Origin of the sequence: Paenibacillus sp. GYB003 (assembly GCF_036577625.1) — a bacterium.
Classification (GTDB): domain Bacteria; phylum Bacillota; class Bacilli; order Paenibacillales; family NBRC-103111; genus Paenibacillus_AB.
The window spans coordinates 141,060-166,525 of record NZ_JARBDC010000005.1; the positions used below are offsets into that span (position 1 = coordinate 141,060).

Below are 25,466 nucleotides of genomic sequence, written 5' to 3' on the forward strand. Positions count from 1 at the left end.
TGCACCGTTCGGGGCGGCTGTCAACCGCGCAGGCAAGCCGCCCCCGGCTGCGGCTTTGCGGCGCTCGAAACGAAAAAAAGCCGCGGCTGCGGCATGCATAAGCATACCGCGCCGGCGGCTGCCGCTCAAGCGGCTACGGATTGGATGCGGCGTCCCGAATCGATCGGCTGTCCGCCAGGAGCAATCGGGCGAACGCTTCGTCGATCCCTTTCCCCGCTTGCGCGTTCACTTCGTTGTCGAACGGCTTCAGCGCCTGCTCGAGCTTGCGGGGATCCCCCGCCGCGTCCGCGATTTGCCGCGCCTTCGCTTTCAAGCTTTGCAGTATGCCTTCGTTCTTCAGCAAACCCCGCTCGAAGCCGATGTCGAGCACCTCGTCCAGCCGGTCCGGCGTAACGATGACGGTGAAGCGGAAATCGCGGACCGTCTCGTGACCGGCCCGATCCGTCGCCACGGCGCGCACCGTATGCTCGCCGGCCGACAGGCCGAGCGGCGGCAAGGAAACGGTCGGCTGCCGCCAGGGAGCGCCGTCGTCCAGCGACACCGTCAAGAAGGCGACGCCGGTTACGGCGTCGTCCGCATACACGGATAAAGCGACCGTTTCGTTCTGATAAACCGGGTTTGGCGCATGTAGCGCGATGCTCGGTCCGTTCAAGTCCACGACGACCGAGGCGGATGCGGCAAAGCCCCCTTCCTCCGTCCGGGCGGTCACGGTCGTCCGCCCTTCGGCCGCCGCCGTGACGGTGCCGTCCGCATCGACCGACGCTATGCCCGGATGCTCCGACGTCCAGCGCACCGTTTGATCGGACGCCCCATCCGGCAGCACCCGCGCGGTCAGCTTTTGGCGCTCGCCGGCCGACGTCAGCAGCAGCTCGCTGCGGTCGAGCTCCACGCCGGTTACGGGCGCCGGCCCGTACATCGCTACCTCGGTAATGCTGTTGTAATTGTTCGACGAGTTGCCGCTGCCGACCAATCGGACGTAGCGGGCTTGCGTCGTCGGCACGAGAAACGTTTCCGGCTGAACGGTCGTTCCCGAGCTCGTTCCGCTGAACAGCGTCGTCCACTGCAGCCCGTCCACGGAAGCTTCCAGGTCGAAATACGCCCTGCGGGTATTGCCGTTATAGATCGCGACGGAAATCGCGCTCACGGGCTTCGTCTCGCCCAGGTCGTACCGAATCCACTGCTTGCCGGGAGCCGACCAGCGCGTATTCAAGTCTCCGTCGATCGTCTTGTCCGGCGTATTGCCTTGCGCGGCTTCGGGGACGGCGCTCGCCTCGACGCCGGCGACGGCATGCTTCGGCATGCCCGGCGGAACGCCGATCAGCGGCAGCCGCTTGAACGCCACCGTATAGGCGTTCCGGTTCGACGGATTCGACGCATCCTGAACGACGATTCGGGCCGTGCCGGGTACGCCGGTCGCCTGGACGACCGTGAACGGATGGGCGGCCGACGCCCCGACGACCGGCACCGCCGTCGATTCGAACGGCACGTGCGCTTCGTAGTAAGTCGTTTTGGGCGAAAAGCCCGCCAGCGGAACGCCGTCTACCGTAATTTGATCCAGAACGGGACGTACCGGACGAGGCGGCAGTTCCCCGTCGGGGATCGACCACGAAGCGAGCGGCGTAAACGCCGGAACGGTCGCCGGCAGCGGATCGGCTTCGTAAAGCGGCACGAGCCACACGGCCACATTCGCCTCGCTGACGTCCGTCAAATGAACGGTCAGCTTGCGCACGCCGAAATTGCTCGATTGCCCTTCCGGATTCGGCGATGTCGGCAGCGGCTCCGCGTCCATGACCGAGAAGACGGCGCCCGCCGGCGCTTCCGCCAGCTTCGCGTACAGCCGTTTGTCGCCCTGCCTCAAAATGGCGGCGCGGCCGTTTTCCACGATTTCGATCGATGCTTTCGTATGCATGAACCAATACAGCTCGGACGGCTCTTTCAGCTTCATCTCGTCCTGAACGAGCAGCTGCGTCCGATCGCCCGCGAGCATCATGCCCCGCTTCATGCTGACGGCCTCGTCTCTGTACATATCCGTCATATCCAGGATCGAGAACGCGCCTCGCGGCTTCGACTGCCCGGCGACGCGCAGCGCTTTGCCGAACGGCTCCTGCTGCACGACCGGATGCCGCGCCGGATTGACGACGATCGTATTATGGCCTTCGGTTTTTTTCCGGTAATACGTCCAGCGCTGGTTGTTGTAGTCCCAAAAACCGGGCAGGTCGTAACTTTCGTTGCCCGTATCCATCGCCCAGCGGACGCCCAGCGCGTCGAACACGAACGTGCCCGCGTCCAGGTCGAAATGGCTTTTGAGCGTCTCGTTTACGCCTTTCATCGAGGCGAACAGCGCATCCGGATCGTCCCAGCCGCTGCGCATCGAACCGGATTCGATCGACGAGTAGAACCGGTCCAGCTCCGTCGGCTTCACATCGAACATGCCCGGTCGATACAGGACGAGGTAGAGCGGATGATAGACGCCTTTGCGCCGGTACAAATCGCCGAGATGCCACGCATGCTCCGGCTTGCCGAAAAAGTCGGCGAACCACATCGACTCGGGCTGGGCCATGGAAATGCCGCCGTCGTAAAAGTCGAAAAATCCGCCTTCGCCGAGCAGGTGGTACGGATAATCGCCCGACTGCTCGATCCCGTCCAGGGCGGACAACCCGTAGTCGGTGCCGAGGACGTTGTGGAGCGACGCCATCAAGTACGTCAAATATTGGCCGCCGTAATGCCAGTAAGCGGGCCCTTCCGGCCACGCCCCGTCCGGCGTGTAATGCCGGAGCGACTGCTGCAGCTTGCGGTACATGCCGGCCAGCGTCTCCGTCGCCGCCGCTTCCGCCGCCGGGCTCGCATCGATAATCGCCAGCGCCGCCATGCCGAAGTTGCCGTTGTCGACCAGATTGATGTTGTTATACTCCCCGTTGTGGCGAAACACCCCGCGGTACCAGTCCAAAGCGACGTTCAGCACCTTGACGCGGATCGACTCCGCGATCGCGTCCCGCTGGGCCGGCGTCATCGCTTCGTACACCCAGTCGTAGGCGAGCGACACCGCATGCGACAGCTCCGCCATCGCCAAAATGTTGTTGTAGCGCCCGCCCCAATCCGCATAGCCGGCCAGCGCCTCCAGCTCGCGAATCGTCCGGGCCGCGTACCGGGCATCGCCGCTCAGCTGGTACATCAAGGACGTCCGCAGCAGCCGGTCGCGGATCGCCCCGTTATTGCCGCCGTTCGCGGCATAAGGCAGCGGAGACGTTTGCAAAATCGGCTCGGCTTCCTGACGCAGCCTTTCGTACCATCCGGCCATGTTCGGGTCGGATTCGATCCAGGCGCGCGCCCGGTCGAAATCCGCCTTGTCCGCAAGCAGGCGCGGATGCTGCCCGTAGCTCGGCCGGCTGCGGAATTGCGCCACGAAATCCTCCGCATCCGGAACGACGACGATCGCGACGCCGCCCTCGGCGGTCCCGCCTCCGCCGTCCGCCGCCGCGACGCGGAACTTATCGTAGCCGACGAAGCCGGATCGGGGCGTATACACGAACGTACCGTCCGCGTTCAGCGCGAGCGTGCCGTGTTCCGGCTCGGCCGTTTTGCTCCAGGACAGCGTCGTATGGTCGACATCGGCCGCCTGCTGCAAACGATCGCTGAGAGCTTTATTTTTGCCCGTCGAATACCAGATCAGGTCGAGCGCCGGAACGTCGTTGACCGGCGTTACTAGGACCGTCACGACGGCGAACCGCGGCCCCCCTTGTCCGTTGGACGCCATGTACATGAATTTGTCGGTTCCGTGGAAATTCGCGTCGGGATAATACGTAAAGCGCCCGTCCGAATAGACGAAAGCTTTGCCGTGTGCCGGCTCCGTCGCCTTCGCGAACGAGACCGGCGCGCCGCTCGTATCGGTTGCGTTCAGCCGCCCCTCCGCTCCTCCGTCTTCGGCGATTTCGGCCGAAAAGGGACTCGCGCTCAGCGTTGCGGATGCGCCGATCGAAACGACCGCGCTGGCCGTAAAGCCGCCGTCCGCCGTAACCGCCCGAATGACGGCGAATCCGGGCCCCTTGGCGGTAACGACCCCGCCGGAGCTGACCGAGGCGACCGTCTCGTCGGACGACGACCAGGTCACTCTGCGGTCCGATGCGCCCGCCGGCGATACGTTCGCCGTAATGGAAGCGGTTTCTCCCGGCTGCAGCGTAAGGAGCTCCGGGTTCAGCGACACGCCTTGCGCCGCAATCCATTCCTCGACGGCGAAATCGTCGAACCAGACCGTCCCGCTGCTGTTTTCCAGAAACGCCTCCACCTTCAGCCATGCCGGAGTCGTTGCATTGGTCGGCATCGTTACATGTTGCGCGAAATGCGTCCAATCCGTCGAGCCTTTCGCCTCGGCCAAGTTGACCAGCAGATTGCCGCCCGACGTCCTTCCGGCCTGAATGCGGACGAGCGCTTTGCCCGATACGCCCTCCGTCTTCATCCAGCCGCTGACCCGGTACGTCTTGCCCGGAGCGACGGCGTTCGTCTGCTGATAAATCGCCCCTCTCGCTTGCGAAGAGGAGCTTATGCGAACCGAGCGGCTCCCGGTACGGTACACCGCCTGATCGACCGCGAATGCCGGGGTCCCGGCGAATATGTAGGGCGTCCAGCTTGCCGCGCCGGTCCCCCCCGCCCAAGCGGCGTTCGCAGCCGTCGTTTCGAACCCGGGGTTGGCAAGCACATTCGCGTTCGCCGTGCCGTCCGCCCCGGCCGCTCCGGGCCCGATCGCCGCAACGAGCCCCGCGGCCATCGTCCAAACGAGCATGAGGCTTACCCATCGTTTTAACGAGGAAACCATCATTTTTTCCCTCCCGATTGTTTTGGAAAATCGCCCGATTCCGGCGGGAAGCGGCGCGCGAGCAAAGCGCGGGAGCAAAAAAAGCCCCCTGAGGAGCTTTTCCCGGATGTCGATGCGATGCCGTCGCGCTTCCCGCCGGTTATGTTTTTGCCGGGCGTCAGCCTTTGATCGCGCCGATCATCACCCCTTTGACGAAATACTTTTGCAGGAACGGGTACAGCAGCAAAATCGGGATCGTCGCCACGATAATCGTCGCGTACTTGATCGTTTCGCCGATCGGCATTTTATCGCCGCCGCCTACGCCCGTCATCATCGAGTCGGTGCTGTTCGTAATGAGTATTTCCCGCAGGATGAGCTGCAGCGGATACAGATCCCGCGTCCGCAAATAAATGAGCGCGGGAAACCACGAGTTCCAATGCCCGACGCCGTAAAACAAAATCATGACGGCGACGACCGGCATCGACAGCGGCAGCACGATTCGGAACAAAATCGTGAAATCGTTCGCGCCGTCGAGTCGGGCCGACTCTTCGAGGCTGACCGGGATGCCCTGGAACGACGTCCGCATAATGATCAGGTTGTAGGCGCTCATCGCGCTCGGAATAATGAGCGCCCAGCGGCTGTCGAGCATGCCCAGATTGTTGATGAGCAAATAAGTCGGAATGAGTCCGCCGCTGAAAAACATCGTAAAGACGATCATGAACATGATCGGTGTGCCCCACATGACGTTTTGGCGGGAAAGCGCGTAGGCGCCGAGCGACGTCATCAAAATATTGAGAGCGGTGCCGATGACGACATAGAAAAGCGTGTTGATATAGCCGGTCAAAATCGAAGGATTATCGAAAACGAGCCGGTACGCCTCCAGGTTGAAGCCGTGCGGAAACCAGATCAGCCCGCGCATTTGCACGACCCAGGCCGGATCGCTCAAGGAGGCGATCAGGACGAACAGAAACGGATAAATCGTCACGATCGACAGTCCGATCATGAAGATGACGTTCGCCGCGTCGAACGCGCGTTCGCCGAAGCTGCGCTGATTCATGATTGTCGCCCTCCTTTACCAAAGCTTCGTTTCGCTCGTGCGTTTGCTGATCGCATTGGCGAGTATGAGCATGATGAAATTGATGACAGAGTTGAACAACCCGACGGCCGAGCTGTAGCTGAAGTCGGATTCCAAAATCCCTTTCCGGTATACGAACGTGCCGATGACGTCCGCCGTTTCGTACGTCGTGCTGTTGTACAGCAGCAATATTTTTTCGGTGCCGACCGACATCAGGTTGCCCATCTGCAAAATAAGCAAAATGATGACCGTCGGCATAATGCCGGGCAGCGTAATGTGCATCGTCTGCTTCCAGCGGGACGCGCCGTCCACCTTCGCCGCCTCGTACAGCGACGGGTCGATCCCGGACATGGCCGACAAATAAATGATCGAGCCCCAGCCGACGCTCTGCCAAATGTTCGAGGAAACGAAGATCGTCCGGAACCATTCGCTTTCCCGGAGGAAGGCGATCGGCTCGACGCCGAACCAGCCGAGGACGATGTTGACGAGGCCGTCGCGGGCCAAAAAGTCGACCATCATCCCGGCGATGACGACGATCGAAATAAAGTGCGGCATGTACGTGATCGTCTGGACCGCCCGCTTGAACACGTTGCTGCGGAGCTCGTTCAGCAGCAGCGCCAGGATGATCGGAGCCGGGAAGCCGAACAGCAGCTCGTAGAAGCTGAGCAGCAGCGTGTTGCGCAGCAGCCGCCAAAAGTAATAGCTGTTGAAAAAGCTTTCAAAATGCTGAAAGCCGACCCAAGGGCTGTCCCACAAGCCTAGTCCCGGCGAAAAATCTTTGAAAGCGATTTGCAGGCCGTACATCGGCACGTAGTAAAACACGATGTAGTAGGCCACTACCGGTATGAGCATCAAATATACGTATTTATTAAGCTTCAAGTCGCGGATGGCGCGATACTTGAACGCGTTTTTGTCGACCGTAGGTTTCAATGCTTCGGGCTTATCCTTGACCGCAACGGACATTACGCAGCCCTCCTGTCTGTCGATTTCTTGAATATAACGGGCTTTATAGAGCGCGTCCGCCGGGCGCGGAGAACTGTATTCTTCGCGCCTCCGGCGGATCCTGCATCTCAAATTACTTCCGGTTGTTAAACCGGTCCAATGCGGCCTGACGGGCTTTGATCGCTTCGTCGATGCCCATGCTCTTGATCGTTTGGACGAATTTATCGAAGTTTTCGATCGGTTCGGATCCCATAATGAACTTGTTGATCATTTCATCGCGATACGTTTTGACGTCGTTCATGATCGAAGACGTTTTGGAGCTTTCTTCGGCCGTCAGCGTAATCGGCGGCATTTGCTTCGAATGCTCGGCCTTCGCCCAGGTTTGCGCGGCTTCGCGCTGCTCCGGCATCGTGAAATATTGCTCGATGTACCGTTTGTCCTGTACGATCGGACCGCTCCAGGACGCAATGAAATATTTGGCCATCGCTTGCGTAATCGGCAGCTTATCCGGATTGTTCATGATCGTGTCCGTATATTTCGGGTAGCCGTTTTCCAGCTTGTAGCTTTCCCCTTCGATCCCGAAATTGAACAGCATGTGCCCTTCCTGACCGTACTTATAGTCGAGCCATTTGACGATTTGCTCCGGATTTTTCGCCGATGCGGAGATCGCCGCCCCTATACCCGTAAACGGCATCGTGTATTGGCCGAGCGGTTTGTCTCCCGCCTTCAGGCCCGGATACGGAGCTCCGACCAATTGGAAGCCCGGCGTGCTCGGCTTCACCAGCGACGTATACCGGGAAATGCCGCTGCCCGGATACGTGGACAACGAGCCGAGCTGATTGTTCGTCACCTTGGCGTCCTTCAGCTTCGAGTCGGTCGTCGCATAGTCTTTGTCGATCAAGCCTTCCTTGTACCATTTGGCCATCGTGGCCAAAAACTCCTTGAATTGCGGCTCGATCGGACCGTATTTGATTTTGCCGTTTTCGTTGTAGAAATCGGATGTAATGCCCCATGCCCCGACAAACAGATGGTTCGTATCCAGGTCGCCGATCGAGAAGTAGTAAGGGATTTCATCCTTCTTGCCGTTGCCGTTGGGATCGTTGTCGCGGAACGCGGTCAATACCGTTTCCCACTCGGAAATGGTCGTAGGCACCTTCAAATTCAGTTTGTCGAGCCAGTCCTTCCGCAGCACGGGACCATGGACAACCTTCAGCAGCTCGTCGCCGAGCAGGAACGGCATCACATAGATATTGCCTTCGTCGGTCGTAATCAGCTTGCGGAATTCCGGATTGTCCTTCAGCACCTTGGACAAGTTCGGAGCGTGCTTGTCGATCAGCTCGTTCAGACGGATAATGCGTTTTTCCTTGATCAGGCTGTCGGCGCCCTTCGGTGCGGCGTTCCAAGTGTACTCGATGACGTCCGGCAGCTTGCCGGAGGCGAGCATCAGGTTGAACTGGTCTTTCTCTTGACCGGCCGGCGGATGCTGGAACTCGACCTTCGTTCCGGTCCGTTTCTCGAGCTCTTTATAAGCGGCGATTTCATTGTAGCTTTTCATGGTGGCGGCCGCGTTCGGGTTTAAGCTGACCCAATACGTCAGCGAGTCCGGGTACTTCACGTCGGCGGGATTCGTCGTGCCGGCCGCATTGCCCGGCGCGTTGTTCGCTCCCTGGTTCGGTTCTCCTTTTCCTCCGCACGCCGCCAAAACGGTCAAGAGCGACGCCGCGACGACGGTCGTTGTAAGCACTTTCATCTTTCTGACCATATGCTTGGACCCTCCCATAATTCGATTTAAGCCTGCGGGCCGAACCCGCTCCTTAAGGATAGAAAAAGCCGGGGAAACCGGCTACAGTCCGTTCTTCCAGACCGCCAACCGCGCTTCACATCCGGCACAAACCGATTTTCATCAAGGCGAACCGTTCTTCACATCGCCCGTCTGGAGCAGCGTTTCCCGGAATTTGCCGGGCGTGATTCCTTCGATCTTTTTGAATACGCGAATGAATCCGATGTCGGTCGCGTACCCGACCTGCTGGGCGATTTGCAGCACCGTAAGCTCCGGATCGGCAAGCATCCGCTTCGCTTCCCGAATGCGGACGGCGAGCATGTAGTCGGTCAAGTTTTCGCCGTTTTGCTTTTTGAAAAAGCCGGATACGTATTGCGGCGTCATCCCGAAATGGTCGGCGATCGAAGTGAGGCTTAAGCCGTGATCGGCGTAATGGTCGTCGATATATTGCTTCAGGTGAAGGCTGAGCCGCTCGTTCTGATCCGTTCTCGCCTCTCGGACGTTGTCGCATACCGTCCTGCACAGCTCCTTCAGCTTGCGGAGCATCGATTCTGCCGACGAGCTGGCGGCGATGCTTTTCACCGGATCGTGCGTGCCGAACAGCTGCTGCTCGTCGATTTTGAGCGCATTCAGCACTTTCAAAACGGTGCTCAGCAGGTCGAAAAACAAACATTTCCCCATTTCCGGGGTCATGCCGCGGGAGACGACGTTTTGCTCGTACAGCTCGTCCAGCAAGGCGGCAACGCTGTTATAATCCCCGCTTTTGACATAATTCATGAGCTGCGCTTCGGTTTCCATCGGGTAATGGTAAAACGTTCCGCCCTTGTCCTGAATCGTCTCGTAATGCACGAGCGAGCTGGCGCCGTGAATGATGCGGTAATCGAGCGCGTTCAGCGCCTCCTCGTAGCAGCGTCCCGTTTCCGGCAACCCGCGGCGGATCGAGCTGACGCCGACGGCGATTTTCGTGCGGAACCGCCCTTCGCTCATCTGTTTCAGCTCTTCGATCAGCGCGTCCCTCTCGCTCCGCGAATCGTCGGAGGCGTCCGGCAAATTAAGCAGCAGCGCCAGCCGGTTGCGGTCCGTTTCCATCACATAGCCGCGGTCCCCGAGCAGCTCGCTGCTCAGATTGTACAAGACGAATCGCAGCAGCGCCCAATCGCGCTCGCTGCGGTCGATCAAAAACTCGCTGCTTTCGTCCACCTCGATCAGCGCGACGCAGACGCAGTCGTGCGGAAACCGGACGCCCACCAACTGAAGCGACCGCTCCTCCAGCGCCGCCGCATCGGCCTGCCCCTTCAGCAGCCGCGTCAGGAAATAGGCGCGAACGACGGGGATGTGCCCTTCCAGCTTTTCCTTTATTTCTTTGCCTTCGGCCAGCGTCTCGGCGATCGACGTCTTGATGAACTCGTATTCGTTGACGAGCACCGGCTGGCCCGGCTGCTTGCCGTTCATGACCGCCATCATCATGTCGCGGATCGGGCTGTAGCTGCGGTACGCCATCCAGTAGCAGGCGACCGCCCCGGCCGCCAAGGCGACGCCGAGCAGCGTGAGCGCCCACGCCTTGATATCGTTCACCCTCTCGAGCATGACCGATTGGGGGACGAGCGACACGTATTTCCAGCCGCTCTGCCCGGTCGTATACGACAGCATATTCGGCTGTCCGCTCACGCCGTACGCATGGAAGCCGCTGCCCGCGGCGATTTCGTCCAGCAAGCCTTTCGGCAAATCGTAGTTGCCCGACGAAGAGAGGAGCACCTGCCCTTTATCGTCGATAATGAACATCGAGCCGCTGTTCGCCCATTCGATCTGCTTCAGCAGGTCGAAAATTTGCTGGTCCTCGATGCTCATGACGAGCGTGCCCCATACGTTTTCTTTCTCGCCGAGCGGAAGCGACACGGCGGTCTGGATGACGTTTTTGTTCGTGGCGTTTTCCTTGATGCCGGTAACCGGCCAAAACGTTTTGAAATGATAGCCGGACAATAGTTGCTCGCGCACCTGCTCCAGGCTTTTGTCCGCGTACGGGTACAGCTGGGTGAAAAACGTATCCGTATCCGTCTTGAGCGACGGGGACAAGATGATGTCCCCTTGGCGCAGATGAATGTAAAAATCGCTGACGAAGCCGGCTCCGCTGCGAATGTTGCGCAGCGACTTGACCGCTTCCTCGTACTGGATATATTTTTCGTTTTCCGGAATCGTCCACAGCGTTTGCAGCTTCGGATGCGTGGCGATTTGCACGATCATCTGGTCGATTTCCTGCAAATGGTTGTCCGTGATTTGGCGCACCTGCTCCAGCATGGCCAAATTGGAGCGGCTCGCGTTTTGCACCATCGCGTTCTCCATATTCGTATACATGACGGCCGATACGGTCACCGGAATCATGAGAATGACGAGATAAGAAAAAAGCAGCGTCAAAAAAACGCTTTTGCGGCGTCGAATCATGCCTGGGACCTCCCCGGTCGGAATCGGAAACTGGATGACGGAGGAACTTTTGAAACCGCTTTCCAACGAGACTTGTTACCGGCTTCAGGTTGCAGTTTACCATATTTGCAGGGCTCCATCAAACGCGGGGAGCTTCCAAGTACATCCAATTCCAGCGGCCCGGCTTCAAAAAATAAAAACAAACAAGCATCCGGCGGTCTCTGGACCGCGGATGCTTGTTCGTTTCGGCGCGTTCGCCGTCAAGGCTTCCACAACGTAGCGGCGATATAGCAGGCTCCTCCAAGCTCGTCGTTATAATAATAGGCGGTTACCAGGGCGCCGTCCTTCCGCTGCACCGTGCGCGCATACCCGATGTCGTGGCTCCCCGCGTCCGACCGCAGGACGATTTCCTCGCCCCAGGTGGCCCCGTTGTCCGAGCTCAGCTTGGCCCTGATTCCGTAAGGAGCGTCCCGGTACGCATAGGTGATGCATAGACGGCCGTCCAGCAGCCGGGTCAATGTCGGCGGATTGCCGCCCCGTCCCGTATCGGCGACGGGCCGGTTCAGATACGTCCAGGTTTTTCCTTCATTCGAAGATTCGTACAGGTCGATCCAGTTGCTCGCCCGATCGTCCGGGGCGACTTGCCGGTCGCGGGTGGCGACCAATATGCGGTTATCGGGCAGGCGAACGCTCGCGGGCATAATGCTGAAGCCGTTGTTCGCCTCGGGGCTGATCCAGGAGACGAATTGTATCGTTTTGCCGCCGTCCTCGGTTTTCGCGCAAAACGTGCGGCTTCCCGTCTCCGTCCCTTCCATCGTCGGGGCCGTCAGGAAATACATACATTCCCGCGGGCCCGAGACCAAATAATCGGTGCGCGCCGCGATGCCGAGCAGCCCCATCATCGGAATGGAATACGGACCTTGCCAGGAACGGCAGCGATCGTACGATACGTAAAACCAGGAGCCGGAGCCCGAGACGACGTCTTCTCTCGCGCACATCATGGCAAAATCCGGATGGGCGAAGTCGATCGCCTCCTGCACGGGAACCGGCTCGTTCGCATGCTCCTCTTCGCCTCCGCCGTTCTTCGCCGACGAATGCTCGCCCGCCGACAAGCCCCGATTGCCCGGCGTACGCACCGGAGTGACGACGGTCTCCCAGCTTTCGCCCCCGTCCGGGCTGCGGGCCTGCATCGCCACCATCGGCTTCGTCTTGTCGCGCGCGTGAAACCCGCCGTCCGTATTGTGGTAACCGAGCGTAAAGCCGACAACGATCTCGTCGCCCCAGGACCAGATGCCGTAGTTGGCCGGCCAGCCCGCATATCGTCCCGCCTCTTTGTATACAATGACATGCTTCATAGTCGATTCCTCCATTCGGGCGGCTTCGGGGACCGTCATGCCGCCCGTTCGATGATTGCTTGCGCCGTTACACATAATTCAAGCCTTTCGTATACGGGAACGGGATCGGAAACCAGGACGCCGCCCTCCGGCGCCATTCCGCATCGGGCGGCAGCCCCTCGGGCTCCTTGTCGAACACGAGCGACGCCAGCTGCTTCGCGTTCAATACCGCAGGCCGGCAGCCGTCCAGCGTAACCTCGCATGCGCCTTCGGCCCCGAGCCGGACGGCCGGCATGACGGCCCCGCGGCCGGCCCGCTGCTCCCAGTAAGGCTGCAGCTGCCGGAACAGCTTCTCGGCGTCCGCGATATGAACCGTACCCGAATTGTCCGCTTCGGCCGATTCCGCACCGATGTCCCCGAGCAGCTCCGCGACTTCCGTCTCGTGCCACGAAACGGTGACGTCCAGCCGATCCGCCAGCTTCGTTTCCAACGCATGGCGCAGGAGCGAACAGAAGCCGCCCGCCCCGCCGGCCCACTCGATGACGAAACCGTTCCGAGCGCCGGAACCGTCCCCTTCGCGCTTGAGCGCAAGCACGCAGAAGGCGGTTGCCTCCCCGTCCTGCTCGGCGATTAAAGCGATCTGTTCCATTCGCCGCATGGAGGCCACTCCCTTGGCGCGGAGAAGATCGGCCAAATCCCATAAGCTTTGTTCGTAATGCGCCGGCTTCTCCGCCGATAGCCGCCGCAGACGAAACCAGTCGGCCGCGTCGGTCGTTCTGCAGCCCGCTTCGGGCGATAGCCGCGAGGCGAGCAGCGGTCCATGCTCCGGCAGCAGCGTGTAATTACGAAACGTTCCGAACGGGAAGCAGCCGGCGCTCGTATAAAGGGAGCGCGTGCCGGACACAAGCAGCAACGAAGCGTCCGCCCGGCGCACATGCAGCTTGGCGTAGTCCAAAACGGCGCTCGCGATCCCTTTGCCCCTGAAATCGGGATGCGTGCATACCGCCCCGTACGAGTACACTTGAAGGCGGGCCGCTCCTACCCGAACGACCGACGGCACCAAACCGGCGAACGATACGAGGCGGCCGCCCGCAAATCCGCCGATCGATTGCCCCAAACCCGGCGAAAACAGTTTCGGCGAGGAAACCGCCAGCGAAGGGCGGCCATCCCCCCGAAACGTGCCGTCGGCGAGCCGAATCGCTTCCTCCGTCTCCTCCGGCGTCAACAAACGAATGTCCATGATCCCCGCATGCTCCTCACTTCATTCTGCTCCACGCTTTGTTGTAAATGTCCTCGATCTCGCCCGAGCCGCTGGCGGCGACTTCCTTCGCGAAGGCGTCAAGCTCGCTGAGCGGCCGGCTGCCGAGAATGAACTTGTCGATGTTTTGGGTGACGACCGTATCGACCTTCGTCGTCAGCTGCTTCAGCTTCTCGATCTCTTCGGCGTTGAAAGGCGGGTCGAGCGGCTTCTCGACCACTTCCTTGCGGTCCTTCTGCTGCTTGACGGTATCGGACCACTGCTTCAGCTCCGGCGGCGATATGGTCAGCATCGGCGTATCGTCGGTAAACGTGCTGAACGCCAGCAGCCCGGTTCCGAGGAACGACTGCATCGCCCGGTACGGATCCTGCTTATCCTTGAACTGGTCGAGCAAGCTTTGGCTGATCGTCACCTTATCGCCGGACCGCGTAAAATGCTCGCCGGGGACGCCGAAGTTCGTAATGTCCGCGCCTTCGTCGGAATACATCCAATCGAACATTTTGACGATCTCCTCGGGATTTTTGATTTTGCTGCTGATCGCGTACGAGTTGAAGCTGGACGGGTTATCCATATAGTTGCGCTTGTGGCCCGCCGAATTCTTGAACAGCGGCAGCATGTCGAACTTCGCCTTCGGGTTCGCCTGCTTCAGCGCGGCGTTAAAGTTGACGGCAAACGTGTAATTGTCGTAGAAAAACACCGATTTCCCAGAGCTTAAATTTTGCTGCCATTGCTGCGCCGTCAAGTTCGTGAAGTTGGGGTCGAGCAGCTTTTCCTTGTACAGCTTGGCGAGATACGCGATCGCTTCCTTGAACTCCGGGTGAGCCGGACCGTACAAATATTTATCTTGTTTGGGCTCGTAATAGATGGAGAACCCGCTCCCGAACGCATAGGCGAGAAACCGCAAATTGTACTGGGAGCCGCTGCGCATCGTCCAGGGATACGAATCCGGATACGCCTTCTTGACCGCCTTCAGCACCTCGTACAGCTCCTCGAACGTAGTCGGCGTCGGCAAGTTCAGCTCCTGCAAAATATCGGTGCGGATCATCGGAAAGCTGCCGACGTTGGCGGCGACCGATTTTCGGGCCATAATGGGAAACCCGTACAAGCTGCCGTCGATTTTCAGCTTGTTCGCCTCGGGCTCGGCCTCCAGCCTTTTCTTGAAATTGGGGGCGTACTGGTCGATCAGCGGAGACAAGTTCAGGAAGATGCCCGTTCCCGCATAGTTCGTAATATCCGCGCGGGTGACATGAAGCACGTCCGGTATATTGTTGGTGGCGATCAGCGTTTTCTTTTTCGCTTCGTAATCGCTGCTCGGCACGCCTTCCATATTGATTTTCACGTTCGTTTTGGCCAAAATTTGCTTCAGCGCCGGAGAATCTTTCAATACGGGCTGGATCGAGCTGTCGCTTCGCATCACCGTTATCGTTCTGGCATTCGCCGATTTGGAAGCGTCGGAACCGTCTCCGGCCGGTTTGTCCGTCCCCTTGGACGCGGAACAGGCCGACATAACGACCGCGGCCGGCAGCAATACGCTCAGCGCCGCGGGAACGTACCGTTTGTTCAGTTTCATGGCTGCACCCCTTTTTCACTTCTCGTTTGCGTTACCCTTTCAAAGAGCCGACCATCGAGCCTTTGACAAAATATTTTTGCAGGAACGGATACAGCACCAAAATCGGCAGGATGGCGATCATGACGACCGCGTATTTAATATTTTGATCGACGACCATCGTGCCGACGACGCCGCTCATTTCCGTGGACTGGGCCGACATATCGCCCTGAATGACGATGTTCCGCAGGATGAGCTGGATCGGAAACTTGCTGCTTTCGTTCAAGTAAATAAGTGCGGAAAAGAAGCTGTTCCAATGCCCGACGGCGTAAAACAAAATCATCGTGGCGATGAGCGGCGCCGACAGCGGAACGACGACTTTCACGAACGCTTTAAGATCGTTCGCCCCGTCGATATGCGCCGATTCGATCAACGCTTCCGGGATGGCCTGGAAAAACGTTCGCATCATGACCATGTAGAACACGTTGATCGCGGGCGGCAGCACGATCGCCCATAGCGAATTGAGCAGACCGAGACTGTCGACGACCAAATATCGCGGAATCATGCCTCCGTCGAAAAACATCGTAAAGACGATCAGCATCGCGAACAGATGCTTGCCGTAAAAATGGCTTCGGGACAGCGGATAGGCGCAAAGCGCCGTCATGATCAGATTGATCGCCACGCCCACCGTCGTGTACAGCAGCGTGTTTTGATAAGCCTGCACGATCGGAGCGCTGGAGAAAATGATTTCGTACGCTTTCAAGGAGAGCTGCACCGGATAAAATCCGACCTCTCCGCGGGAAACCGGTCCCCCTGCGCTGATCGACACAATGGCCATGTAATAGAGCGGATACAGCATGATGAAAACGACGCCGAGCATGAACACCATGTTGATCAGATCGAATAGCGAAACGTTCTTATTACCGAAGCGAGACACGACCGGACTCCCGTTTTTCACCATAAACTCGTCCCACCCAGCCATTTCGTGAACCGGTTCGCCCCGACCACGAGGATATAGGCCACGACCGATTGAAATACGCCCACCGCCGCCGCGAAGCTCAAATCGCTGCCGAGCAGGCCTCTCCGGTATACGTAAGTTTGGATCACGTCCGCCGTTTCGTACGTGGAGCCGTTATACAGCAGCAATATTTTCTCGTAGCCGACGGACAAAAAGTTGCCGATCGTAAGCAGAAACAGTATCGTAATGACCGGGAACAAGCTCGGCAGCGTGACGTGCAGCATCTGCTTCCACCGGTTGGCCCCGTCCATCCGCGCGGCTTCGTACAGCTGCGGATCGATGCCGGTCAGCGCGGCCAAATAAATGATCGTTCCCCAGCCGACCTGCTGCCAAATATCCGACGCCGTATAGATCGTACGGAACCACGAAGGCTCGATCAGAAATTGCAGCTGCCGGCCGCCGAACCATTCGACCAGCCGGTTGAGAACGCCGTCGATCGCCAAAAAATTGACGATCATGCCGGAGATGACGACCGTGGACAAAAAATGGGGCAAATAGGCGACCGACTGCACGAACCGCTTGAAAACGTTCGCCCGCAGCTCGTTCAGCAGCAGCGCCAGCACGATCGGCGCGGGAAAATTAAAGACGAGCCCGTACAAATTGAGCATGAGCGTATTGCGCACAAGCTTCCAAAAGTAAGGATCGTACAGAAACGTCTTGAAATGCTTGAAACCGACCCAGGGGCTTTTAATAAAGCCGCTGAACACGTTGTAATCCTGAAACGCGATAACGTTGCCGAAAATCGGGATAAAGTGAAATAAAACGAAATATGCTGCCGGTAAAGCAAACATGGCGTACAAATACTTGCTTCTTCTCAGCTGCTTCTTCCAATGGGGGGTTGACCGAATGCCCCCGGCATGTTGTGCGCCGCCCACTCGCAAGCCTCCAATCGAATACTCGCACATGCGACAAGTTGTCGTTCCCGATTAAAGAACGCGATTCTTGAAATGTCGGACAATCATCCGGCTGACGCTCCTTTCCGTACCCGGGGTACCGTAGTCGTTGCACCCCAAGCATAGCCGGAAGCGTCCGTCCATTCCTATTGTCAGTACGGAGCATTCGGTCTCAATTTCCCGCTTGCGGCCGGCAGTCTCGTTTTTCCTTCCCGGTCTCAGATCGGTTCATCGCCTGTGACGGCGCCGTCCTGGAGCATTTTCCGGTAGTCCTGGGGGGTGACGCCCTCGTACTTTTTAAACAACCGGAAAAAGGTGGATCGGCTTACGATGCCGACGCTTTCGGCGATTTCTTCGTTCTTCATCGTCGTCGAGCCGAGCAGTCTTTTCGCTTCGGCGATCCGCTTCATATGGATGTATTCGGTCATATTCGTTCCGGTCGACTCTTTGAACAGCTTGGATACGTACTTCGCGGACAAATTCATTTCCGAGGCGATCGACTCGAGATACAGATCGCTTCGATAATTGGCGTCGATATACGCGACCATTTTGGCGACGATTTTGGCCGCTTTGTTATCCTCCTGCGTCGTGGCCGTCTCGACGATTTCCCGGAAAAAGCGGAGCAGCAGCGCAAGGTGCTCCTGCAGGTCGAGCAGCTGGGACGCTTTGCCGACCAGGATGAGATGATCGCGCTCCGTCAGCATCCGCTGCGGACCGATCCCTTTTTCGAGCAAAAATTTGACCCCGATATGGTACAGCTCCACGAGCAGCAAATTCATGTACCAATTGGACGTGCCCTTCTCCACATTCAGGTCGACGATGGCGCGTATTTCCGCTTCCAGCACGGCCATATCTCCGCCGCGCAGGCCGTTGATCACTTTCCGCTCCTCGGCGAAGCCGAACTGATAGTATTGCCCGAGCGGGAAGCGCGAGGCGTCGATAATTTGGCAGTCCGCCGTCTCGTCGGCCTTGGCCAGCGCCATCCTGGAATCTCCGTACGATTTGGCCAAATCGCCGATCTGCTCGTACGCATTCCCCACTCCGACGACCAGCCTGCAATATTTCGTGTCATAGTCGAACGTTTCCAGCAAGGACGCGAGCGCCCGGTCGAGCGCGGAACGGTCTTCCTCCCGTTTCAGATTGATCATCGCCGCGTACAGGTTCTTTTGAACATCGATCACATAGGCGGAGATATGCCGCTGCAGAATGCCCTGGATAATCTTTTTCATATTTTCCAATATGAGCAGCCGATCCGTGTCCTGGATGTCCTCGTAAAACTTGTCCTTGAAATGAAATTTGATGCAAGCGCATACATACCGTCCGCTCTCGAAGCCGATTTCGTGCATAAGCGCCTCGTGCTTGCTGAGAGGGCTGCCGTTCAGCACGTAAGTGAACGCATTTTCCAAAAATTCGCCGGAAAACTTCTCCCGCCGATGCTGAGCGTCCAACAGGTTGCGGATCGGGTTGTACAGCTTGCGGCTGAATACGAAGGAAAACAGCACGCCCAGCACGGTCAAAATGACCGACATCCATACGATCAACGACAAGATGCCGCCTGCCAGCTTCGTATATTCGCTGGTCGGCGTTATCGAGTAATAGTGCCAGCCGTATTCCGAACGGTTCACGGTAACGACGGAACGCCGGTTATTCAGCTTCAGCTCGGCATACCCGGAATCCCGATCCCGCAGCCCTTCCGTCAGCTGTCGCAAAACGCCCGGCTGCAGATTCGAAGGCGAGCCCGTCACCACGCGATGCTGCTGATCCGTCACGAGGAACTCGCTGGAATCGACCGCTCGGTTCTGGATCAGAAACTGATTCAATTTGGAGGCGGATATCGTAGCGACGAGCACGACCCGGTTTCCGGCAATGTATTGGGAGAGCACGAACGGAACGACCGGTTCGCTCCCGTCCTTGAACGATTTGCGGACGTTCGTCGGCTCGAGCACGCGAAACGAGAAGTCGCTCGCCAGCAGGTCCGCCCAATACGCTTCCCCGTAGCCTTCGAACCGGCTGAATTGATTGAAAAACGATGAAAAGCTTTCGACCCCGTCGCTTTTGTATACCCACTCGCGATCGGTATAGACGAACATGTCGTCGAGATAAGGGCTTACGATGTTGCGACTTACGGCGAGCCACTTGACGATGCTCGGGATTTTTTCCTTCTCGTTGACGCTTTGCCGGTCGTACGGAACCAAATACCGCTGCACCGTATCGTTCATGAGCACGTTCATCCCGGTTTGTTCCGTCGTCCGCAGCATGTTGTCGATCGCCTTCGAGGAGGAAATCAGGTTCGCATCGATTCGGTCGATCGTCTGCCGCTTGAACACCGCGATATTCGCCGCGTAAATCGCCGAGCCGATGACGACCGTGGGGACCAGCAAAAATAAAAAGTACGACAAGATGCGAAAATACAGCTTATTCGTCCCGGCCGGATAGGCCCATTTCTTGAAGCTCATGGATGCGGAACCACCTCTTCGTGTCGGCAGGCGGAGCGCCCGCGGTATCGAGCCCGGACGACCCGCCTTCATCCCTGCCTGATGTCATCATTTGTAATCCATTGTACCAGCCCCCCCGCGCGATGAATAGGCTGTTTCAAGCGGCTTCGGGACGACAAAAAAGCATCCGCGTCGGCCCTCGGGTCCGGTCGGATGCTTCTTGGGGGATGACATGGCGGGAATTAGACGCCGAAACGGAAGCCGCGAATCGCCACGACTCCGCACCTGGCGATCGTATCGCCTTCGCGATGCGGCCACAGGCTGGTCGGCTTGCTCAGATCGGTCGTCATCTCGCCCGGATGCTGCACGGACAAAAACAGCGTGTTTTCGTCCGGGGTGAAGAACGGACCGGTCAGCTCGCTCTCGACGGGAGCCGAAGCGAACTGCATCGCCTCCGCTTTGGCGGGCCCGTGCGTCGGCACGACGAACAGACCGTTGTTCATGAACGTTTTGTAGACGCCCTTGTTATGGCTGCTCGACGAAATGTCGGTGACGACCCACAAATTGCCGCTCGAATCGAACGCCAGGTTGTCCGGCGAGCTGAAGCCCGATTGGCGGCCGCCGGCGATAAAAATTTCGAAGTCGAATTCGGTCGCGCCCAAATCGTCGTCTTTTTCGAAAATGCGCGTGATGTGTCCGTGAATGTTGCCGTGCGCGTCGTTGTTCGTATGGCTGACGAACACCGTATTGTCGAACGGGGAAATTTCGATGTCTTCCGGCCGGTCGGTCGGCGTCCCGCCTACCATCAGCGCCGCTTCGTGACAGTTCGTGACGACGTCGCCCTGGTTTTTGAACTTCGCGAGCAGCTCCTCCCGCGTTCCTTTGACGCCGGTCGGCGCTTTGTAGTTCGGATTTTCCAGCAGCTTCGCGATCGCCTCGTACGTTACCGGCACCCATTTGCCCGATTTCAGGTTGGCGACGTACAGCGTTCCGTCCTCGAGCAGCGCGGAATTGGCGCGCCCCTTCGACTCGTCGTATTTGCCCGCGCTTACGAATTTGTAGACGCACGCGTCCTTCTTATCGTCGCCCATATAGACGACGATGCGGCCGTCGGCCGTCTTGCCCATCGCCGTATTCTCATGGTTGAACCGGCCGAGCGCCGTATGCTTCTTCAAGAAGCTGCCGTCGAACGGATCGATTTCCACGACCCAGCCGTAATGCGCAAGCGGCAATCCGGCCCGTTCGGCCGTCTCCGAGAAGTTTTCTTCGCACGACAGCACCGTGTTCCAGAACGTCACGCCGCCCGAGCAGTTGGCGAACGTGCCGGTCGCCTTCGTCGCATACCCGACGGCGGTGCTCCCTCTGGCCGGTCCGGTCAGCTCGAACGGGGTTTTCCCGTGAATGCGGCGGGCGTACTTGGACGCCGTATCCATTTTCCAGACGCCGTCCGCGTCCTGATACACTTCGATGACGGACATCCCCTGGTAATACAAATCTTTCTCGATTTGCTCGCGCGTCCATTTGCCGTCCTCGGCGATCGGTCCGATGGAGAAAATGTTCGTATATTCGTGGTTGTTGACGAGAAGGCCGCGCGTGTTCGAGCCGTCGATCGGGAAGTAGGCGTTATAGTCGGAGCCTTGGCCGAACTTCTCGCCCGCCTCGTTGATCACATCGTCGAAAGCGGCGACGACGTCGTATTTGTACCCTTTCGGAAGCAGCAGCCGATCTTCCTTCGACGGCTCGATCGGCTCGAAATATCCGCTGACCTTGTTCGTCTTGAAGCCGAATAAATGGTCGGCCGTCGGCGACTTCGCGGAAGCGCTGCCCTCCAATACGCCGAGTCCCGCGGAAGCGGCGGCAAGCGCGGCGGCTCCGGTACCCATGTACGATAAAAACGTGCGTCGGTTGATCTTTTTCGCCACGAAACATTCCTCCTGTACGAGTTCTCTTAACGTCCACGATACTCGAGAAATGTAATCGGAATATTTCGCGCATATGAAGAAGTTGTAAAAGCCGGTCGTTTTACTCGGGATGGTTGTTCGTCGCGCTTCCGATCTTATATGGCGTCGTGACGCCTTCGTACGCCAGATGCATCGTCATCCCTACGGCCGCATGGGCCAAATTGTGGCAGTGATCCATCCAGATGCCCGGGTTGTCGGCCCGGAACGCGACCACGTACGTTTCGCCCGGAGACACGTCGAGCGTATCCGACCACCACGGACTGCCGGTAACCGGCTCGCCGTTTCGCGACAGCACGAGCATATGGTGGCCGTGCAAATGCATCGGATGGTCGACCTGGCCGCGACCCACGATCGTCGTTTTGACCAGATCGCCTTCCCTTACCATATACATCGGCGTATTCGGAAATATCGCTCCATTAATCGTATAGTTGGAGTTGAAGGTGCCGTTGTAAAATCCGAGCTTGTTGTCGAGCACCATCGTAAATTCGCGGTCGAACTTGCTGTCCGCATCGAACGGCGTCGGCGCGGGGCGGCCGTAACGCTGCGGCTCGAACGGCACGGTGGACGGAATGGCCGGCGGCTCCCCTTGACCGTCCGGGCTCATGAATATGCCGAGCTTCATGCCGCTGTGGCCGACGCTCAAATAGACGGGGCCGTTCGGCATCCGGAACGCGATGTCGTACCGCCCGCCCGTCGTCAGCGTCAGATGCGTATCGCGCAGCGACCCCGGTTCGTTCAAGTCGGTTCCGTCGATGGCGACGACCTGGAACTCGGCGCCGACGAGCGTATACGTTTGCCGGACCCAATTGTCCGTATTGATCAGGCGCATCCGTACCGGGGTGCCGGGCGCGATCGCCATGCGCTGAATCGTATCCGACGCGCCGATGGCGAAGCCGGCGTCCTCCCATACGTGGGTCATGACGGTGATATCCTTCACGTTCGGCTCCGGCTGCTTCTGCTCGACGACGAGGGCGCCGAACAGCCCTTTCTCGACGGCCGTCTTGGAGTTTTGGTGCGAATGGTACCAGAACGTACCGACCTGCTCCGCCACGAACCGATACGTATACGTTTCGCCGGGCATGACCGCGTTTTGCGTCGCGCCCGCCACCCCGTCCTCGGCGTTCGGCACGTCCAGGCCGTGCCAATGAATCGTCACGCCGTCCTCGATGTTCTTGTTCGTCAGCGTCACCTCGACAAGCTCGCCCTGCTTCATCCGCAGCTCGGGGCCGGGAATTTGCCCGTTGTACGTCCATGCCTCGACCGTTTTGCCCGAGCTGAGTTGCACGTTCTTTTTTTCGGCGGTCAGCGCAAACGTACGGTCCGGCTTGCCGGTCCGCGGCCCGGCGAGCGAGTCGACGGAAACGGCCCCGCCCTGCGCGCCGGCCGTTTGCACGGCCGCGTGGCCGGCATGATGATGATGCGCTCCGCCGGCCGATACGGCTCCGCCGCCGTAATCGGCGACGCCGGCCATCATATCCAGCTCGGCCGGCAGCCGGCTTCGCTCCATCGCCGCCGCGAACAACGGCCACGCGATCGCGCCGCAGACGGCCAGCACGAGCGCGTTGCGCGCGACCCGTACCGCCCAGAAGCGCGTCGCGAACTTCGCTTCGTGGCGAGCCGCCTTGCGCGAGCGGAGCGTATGCAGCCACCACAGCAGCGCCGACAGCAGCGCGTACAGCGCAACCGGAATCGCAACCTCCGGCAACCGGAACGGGACCGGCGGCACCATTGCGAAATAAAACGTCGTCAGCGCCCCGAGCGCCGACATTTGAAACGGGACGACGATCCCCGGGTGCGAAGCCTCGGCGAGCAGCTGCGGACCGGCTTGCCCGTCGCCCCCCTCCTTCGTCGCCCGCTGCAGCTTCGCGAGCTTCGGCACGGCGCTTACCGCCAGCAGAAGCAGCGGCACGCCCACGAGCGGATCGTGCACCGCGATCCGGTCGATCCAAAACAGCATATCGTACGAAGCCGCCATATACGCGTTTATGCCGATGATCGCGCACGTAAGCAGCGCGACGCCCCCGGCCCAGAACAGCAGGCCGCGCGCCCGCTTGCGAAGCCGGCCGACCGACCCGCTGAACAGCAGCTTCGACGCTTTCCCCCCGGCGATCCATGATACGATGAGCAGAAGCAGCACCGCCGAATATTCCGCCATCGTCGCAACCGAATACATCTCGAAACCCCTCCTCGAACCTGATTGGCGTCTACATTGTAACTCGCGGCGGCAAAACGCCGACACGGTCGCAAGGTTGGATCGCTGCCGGTCCTAGGGCGGGGCCGGCGGTTAGCGGAGGTCCGGCCCCGAAACGAGAAAGAAGCGGCCGCACGCTTTCGCATGCGCCGCTTCGTCAGCCAGCTTTTCGGGGCGATTCGGTTACGAGACGACCGGCATCGCCGCGTCGTCCATCCGGTCCTCGTCGTCCGCCAGCTTGCGGACGATCAGACGGGAGACGCGCATATGGTCGACTTCGTCGACGATCATCTCGAATCCTTTGAATTGCACCCGTTGATTTTTTTTCGGCGGGATTTCCACCTGGGAATAGACCCAGCCGCCTATCGTATCGTAATCATCCGTTTCGATATCCAGCCCGAAATAGTCGTTGAACTCTTCGATATGGAGTAGTCCGTCCACGGAGTGAGTATTTTCGTCTTTTTTCTCGATGCTGGACCGCTCTTCGTCAAACTCGTCGTGGATTTCCCCGACCAGCTCCTCCAAGATGTCTTCCATCGTCACAAGTCCCGACGTGCCGCCGTATTCGTCGATGAGCAGCGCGACCTCGGTCCGCTTCTTCTGCATCATTTTCAGCAGGGCGCTGATCGGCATCGATTCGGGAATGCTCATGATCGGCCGAACGATCGAGCGGATGTTGTCGAGTCCGTCTCTCGCCTTCAGCAAATCTTTAATGTGAATAAAGCCGATAATATTGTCTTTGTCGGGATCGGCCACCGGATAGCGCGTGCGCATTTCCGTCGTGGCGATTTCCATATTCTCGTCGAACGTGCGATCGGCGTACAAGCAAGCGAGCTCCGTACGGGGGATCATGATTTCGCGCGCGACGGTTTCGGTAAATTCGAAGACGTTATCGACGAGCGTCAGCTCCGTGTTGTCGATATAGCCGCCTTTGTGGCTCTCTTTCACGAGCAGTCGAATTTCTTCCTCGGTATGCACCGCGTCGTGCTCGGATTCCGGCTCGACCCCGGATTTGCGCAGCATCCAGTTGGAAGCGCCGTTGAGCAACCAGATAAACGGATACATGATTTTGAAGAAGACGATCATCGGAATCGCCGACCATAGCGTGACCGCTTCGGACTTGCGGATCGCGTACGTTTTCGGCACCTGCTCGCCGATCGTAATGTGGAAGGCGGTAACGATAGTAAATCCGATAATAAAGGCAATAATATGAATAACACTTTCCGGCATTCCGATTTCAGTCAATAGCGGCTCGATAATTCTGGCGATCGTCGGTTCGCCCAGCCAGCCGAGTACAAGCGACGTGAGCGTAATCCCTAACTGGCAAGCGGATAAATATGCGTTCATGTCGCCCAATATCCGGCTCGCGAATTTCGCCCTAATGTTTCCCTCCAGGGCCAAAGCATCGATGCGGCTGCTTCTCGCTTTCACCATGGCAAATTCCGCCGCCACGAAAAAGCCGTTCAGAAGCACCAAAACTAACGCCAAGGACAAATTCAGGATTATCGGACCAGGGTCACTTTCCAAATACGTTCCTACCCGCCTTTCTTGAGGCGGACAGGTTCACCTCCCAATAGTATAAGTAGAACCATTATAGTATTCATTATAAAGAAACGTCAGTAAAGATCAAAGCGCTCGAACGTTCTTATCGAGTCATATCCGCACGAAAAGTCAGATAATTCGCCGAAAACAGTTTATTATTGAATCTTTAATCGGTTTTGCTTTCGGATTTGTATAAGAAAAGCTTATGATCGCAGCTTTTCGACGATGTGCATTCGTGTTTCAGCGGTAGCTTATTCTTGGTATACAATTTACTTTTTTCGTCC

General features: G+C 58.6%; 14 protein-coding genes. All 14 read right to left on the bottom strand.

Annotation, left to right across the window (positions count from 1 at the left end; all coding sequences use genetic code 11):
* Positions 1-133 precede the first annotated feature (133 nt).
* Complete coding sequence (locus PV407_RS04105; protein WP_332088598.1) at positions 134-4,813, bottom strand: tandem-95 repeat protein; 4,680 nt, start codon at positions 4,811-4,813, stop codon at positions 134-136.
* A 154-nt stretch (positions 4,814-4,967) separates the two neighbouring features.
* Positions 4,968-5,846 (bottom strand): carbohydrate ABC transporter permease, encoded by an 879-nt coding sequence (locus tag PV407_RS04110; RefSeq protein WP_332088599.1) that lies wholly within the window; start codon positions 5,844-5,846, stop codon positions 4,968-4,970.
* Positions 5,847-5,861: 15 nt separating this feature from the next.
* Positions 5,862-6,827, bottom strand: a complete 966-nt coding sequence (locus PV407_RS04115) for an ABC transporter permease (protein ID WP_332088600.1) — start codon at positions 6,825-6,827, stop codon at positions 5,862-5,864.
* A gap of 112 nt (positions 6,828-6,939) precedes the next feature.
* A complete protein-coding gene (locus PV407_RS04120; RefSeq protein WP_332088601.1) occupies positions 6,940-8,568 on the bottom strand; it encodes an extracellular solute-binding protein in 1,629 nt (542 codons plus the stop codon).
* Positions 8,569-8,709: 141 nt separating this feature from the next.
* Positions 8,710-11,025: a helix-turn-helix domain-containing protein gene (locus PV407_RS04125; RefSeq protein WP_332088602.1), complete on the bottom strand. Its 2,316-nt coding sequence runs from the start codon at positions 11,023-11,025 to the stop codon at positions 8,710-8,712.
* Between the two features lie 239 nt (positions 11,026-11,264).
* Positions 11,265-12,359: a sialidase family protein gene (locus PV407_RS04130; protein WP_332088603.1), complete on the bottom strand. Its 1,095-nt coding sequence runs from the start codon at positions 12,357-12,359 to the stop codon at positions 11,265-11,267.
* A gap of 67 nt (positions 12,360-12,426) precedes the next feature.
* Positions 12,427-13,578 (bottom strand): GNAT family N-acetyltransferase, encoded by a 1,152-nt coding sequence (locus PV407_RS04135; RefSeq protein ID WP_332088604.1) that lies wholly within the window; start codon positions 13,576-13,578, stop codon positions 12,427-12,429.
* 16 nt (positions 13,579-13,594) lie between these two features.
* Positions 13,595-15,166, bottom strand: coding sequence for an extracellular solute-binding protein (locus PV407_RS04140; protein ID WP_332088605.1), 1,572 nt, complete (start codon positions 15,164-15,166; stop codon positions 13,595-13,597).
* Between the two features lie 31 nt (positions 15,167-15,197).
* Entirely contained in the window at positions 15,198-16,079 is an 882-nt protein-coding gene (locus PV407_RS04145; protein ID WP_332088606.1) for a carbohydrate ABC transporter permease, read from the bottom strand.
* Between the two features lie 17 nt (positions 16,080-16,096).
* Entirely contained in the window at positions 16,097-17,035 is a 939-nt protein-coding gene (locus PV407_RS04150) for an ABC transporter permease (protein WP_332088607.1), read from the bottom strand.
* Positions 17,036-17,271: 236 nt separating this feature from the next.
* Positions 17,272-19,509, bottom strand: a complete 2,238-nt coding sequence (locus PV407_RS04155; RefSeq protein WP_332088608.1) for a helix-turn-helix domain-containing protein — start codon at positions 19,507-19,509, stop codon at positions 17,272-17,274.
* 221 nt (positions 19,510-19,730) lie between these two features.
* Positions 19,731-21,371, bottom strand: coding sequence for a PhoX family protein (locus PV407_RS04160; RefSeq protein WP_332088703.1), 1,641 nt, complete (start codon positions 21,369-21,371; stop codon positions 19,731-19,733).
* Positions 21,372-21,510: 139 nt separating this feature from the next.
* On the bottom strand, positions 21,511-23,622 hold the full coding sequence (locus PV407_RS04165) for a multicopper oxidase family protein (RefSeq protein WP_332088609.1): 2,112 nt from the start codon (positions 23,620-23,622) through the stop codon (positions 21,511-21,513).
* Between the two features lie 201 nt (positions 23,623-23,823).
* The gene (locus PV407_RS04170) at positions 23,824-25,167 is read right to left on the bottom strand and encodes a hemolysin family protein (RefSeq protein ID WP_332088610.1); all 1,344 of its coding nucleotides are present in this window, start codon (positions 25,165-25,167) and stop codon (positions 23,824-23,826) included.
* Between the last annotated feature and the right edge of the window lie 299 nt (positions 25,168-25,466).

Coding starts and splice junctions, on each gene's coding strand:
- PV407_RS04130 (WP_332088603.1), bottom strand. CDS start 12,359: ATGAAGCATGTCATTGTATACAAAGAGGCGGGACGATATGCGGGCTGG.
- PV407_RS04140 (WP_332088605.1), bottom strand. CDS start 15,166: ATGAAACTGAACAAACGGTACGTTCCCGCGGCGCTGAGCGTATTGCTG.
- PV407_RS04105 (WP_332088598.1), bottom strand. CDS start 4,813: ATGATGGTTTCCTCGTTAAAACGATGGGTAAGCCTCATGCTCGTTTGG.
- PV407_RS04155 (WP_332088608.1), bottom strand. CDS start 19,509: ATGAGCTTCAAGAAATGGGCCTATCCGGCCGGGACGAATAAGCTGTAT.
- PV407_RS04115 (WP_332088600.1), bottom strand. CDS start 6,827: ATGTCCGTTGCGGTCAAGGATAAGCCCGAAGCATTGAAACCTACGGTC.
- PV407_RS04120 (WP_332088601.1), bottom strand. CDS start 8,568: ATGGTCAGAAAGATGAAAGTGCTTACAACGACCGTCGTCGCGGCGTCG.
- PV407_RS04160 (WP_332088703.1), bottom strand. CDS start 21,371: ATGGGTACCGGAGCCGCCGCGCTTGCCGCCGCTTCCGCGGGACTCGGC.
- PV407_RS04135 (WP_332088604.1), bottom strand. CDS start 13,578: ATGGACATTCGTTTGTTGACGCCGGAGGAGACGGAGGAAGCGATTCGG.
- PV407_RS04165 (WP_332088609.1), bottom strand. CDS start 23,622: ATGTATTCGGTTGCGACGATGGCGGAATATTCGGCGGTGCTGCTTCTG.
- PV407_RS04125 (WP_332088602.1), bottom strand. CDS start 11,025: ATGATTCGACGCCGCAAAAGCGTTTTTTTGACGCTGCTTTTTTCTTAT.
- PV407_RS04110 (WP_332088599.1), bottom strand. CDS start 5,846: ATGAATCAGCGCAGCTTCGGCGAACGCGCGTTCGACGCGGCGAACGTC.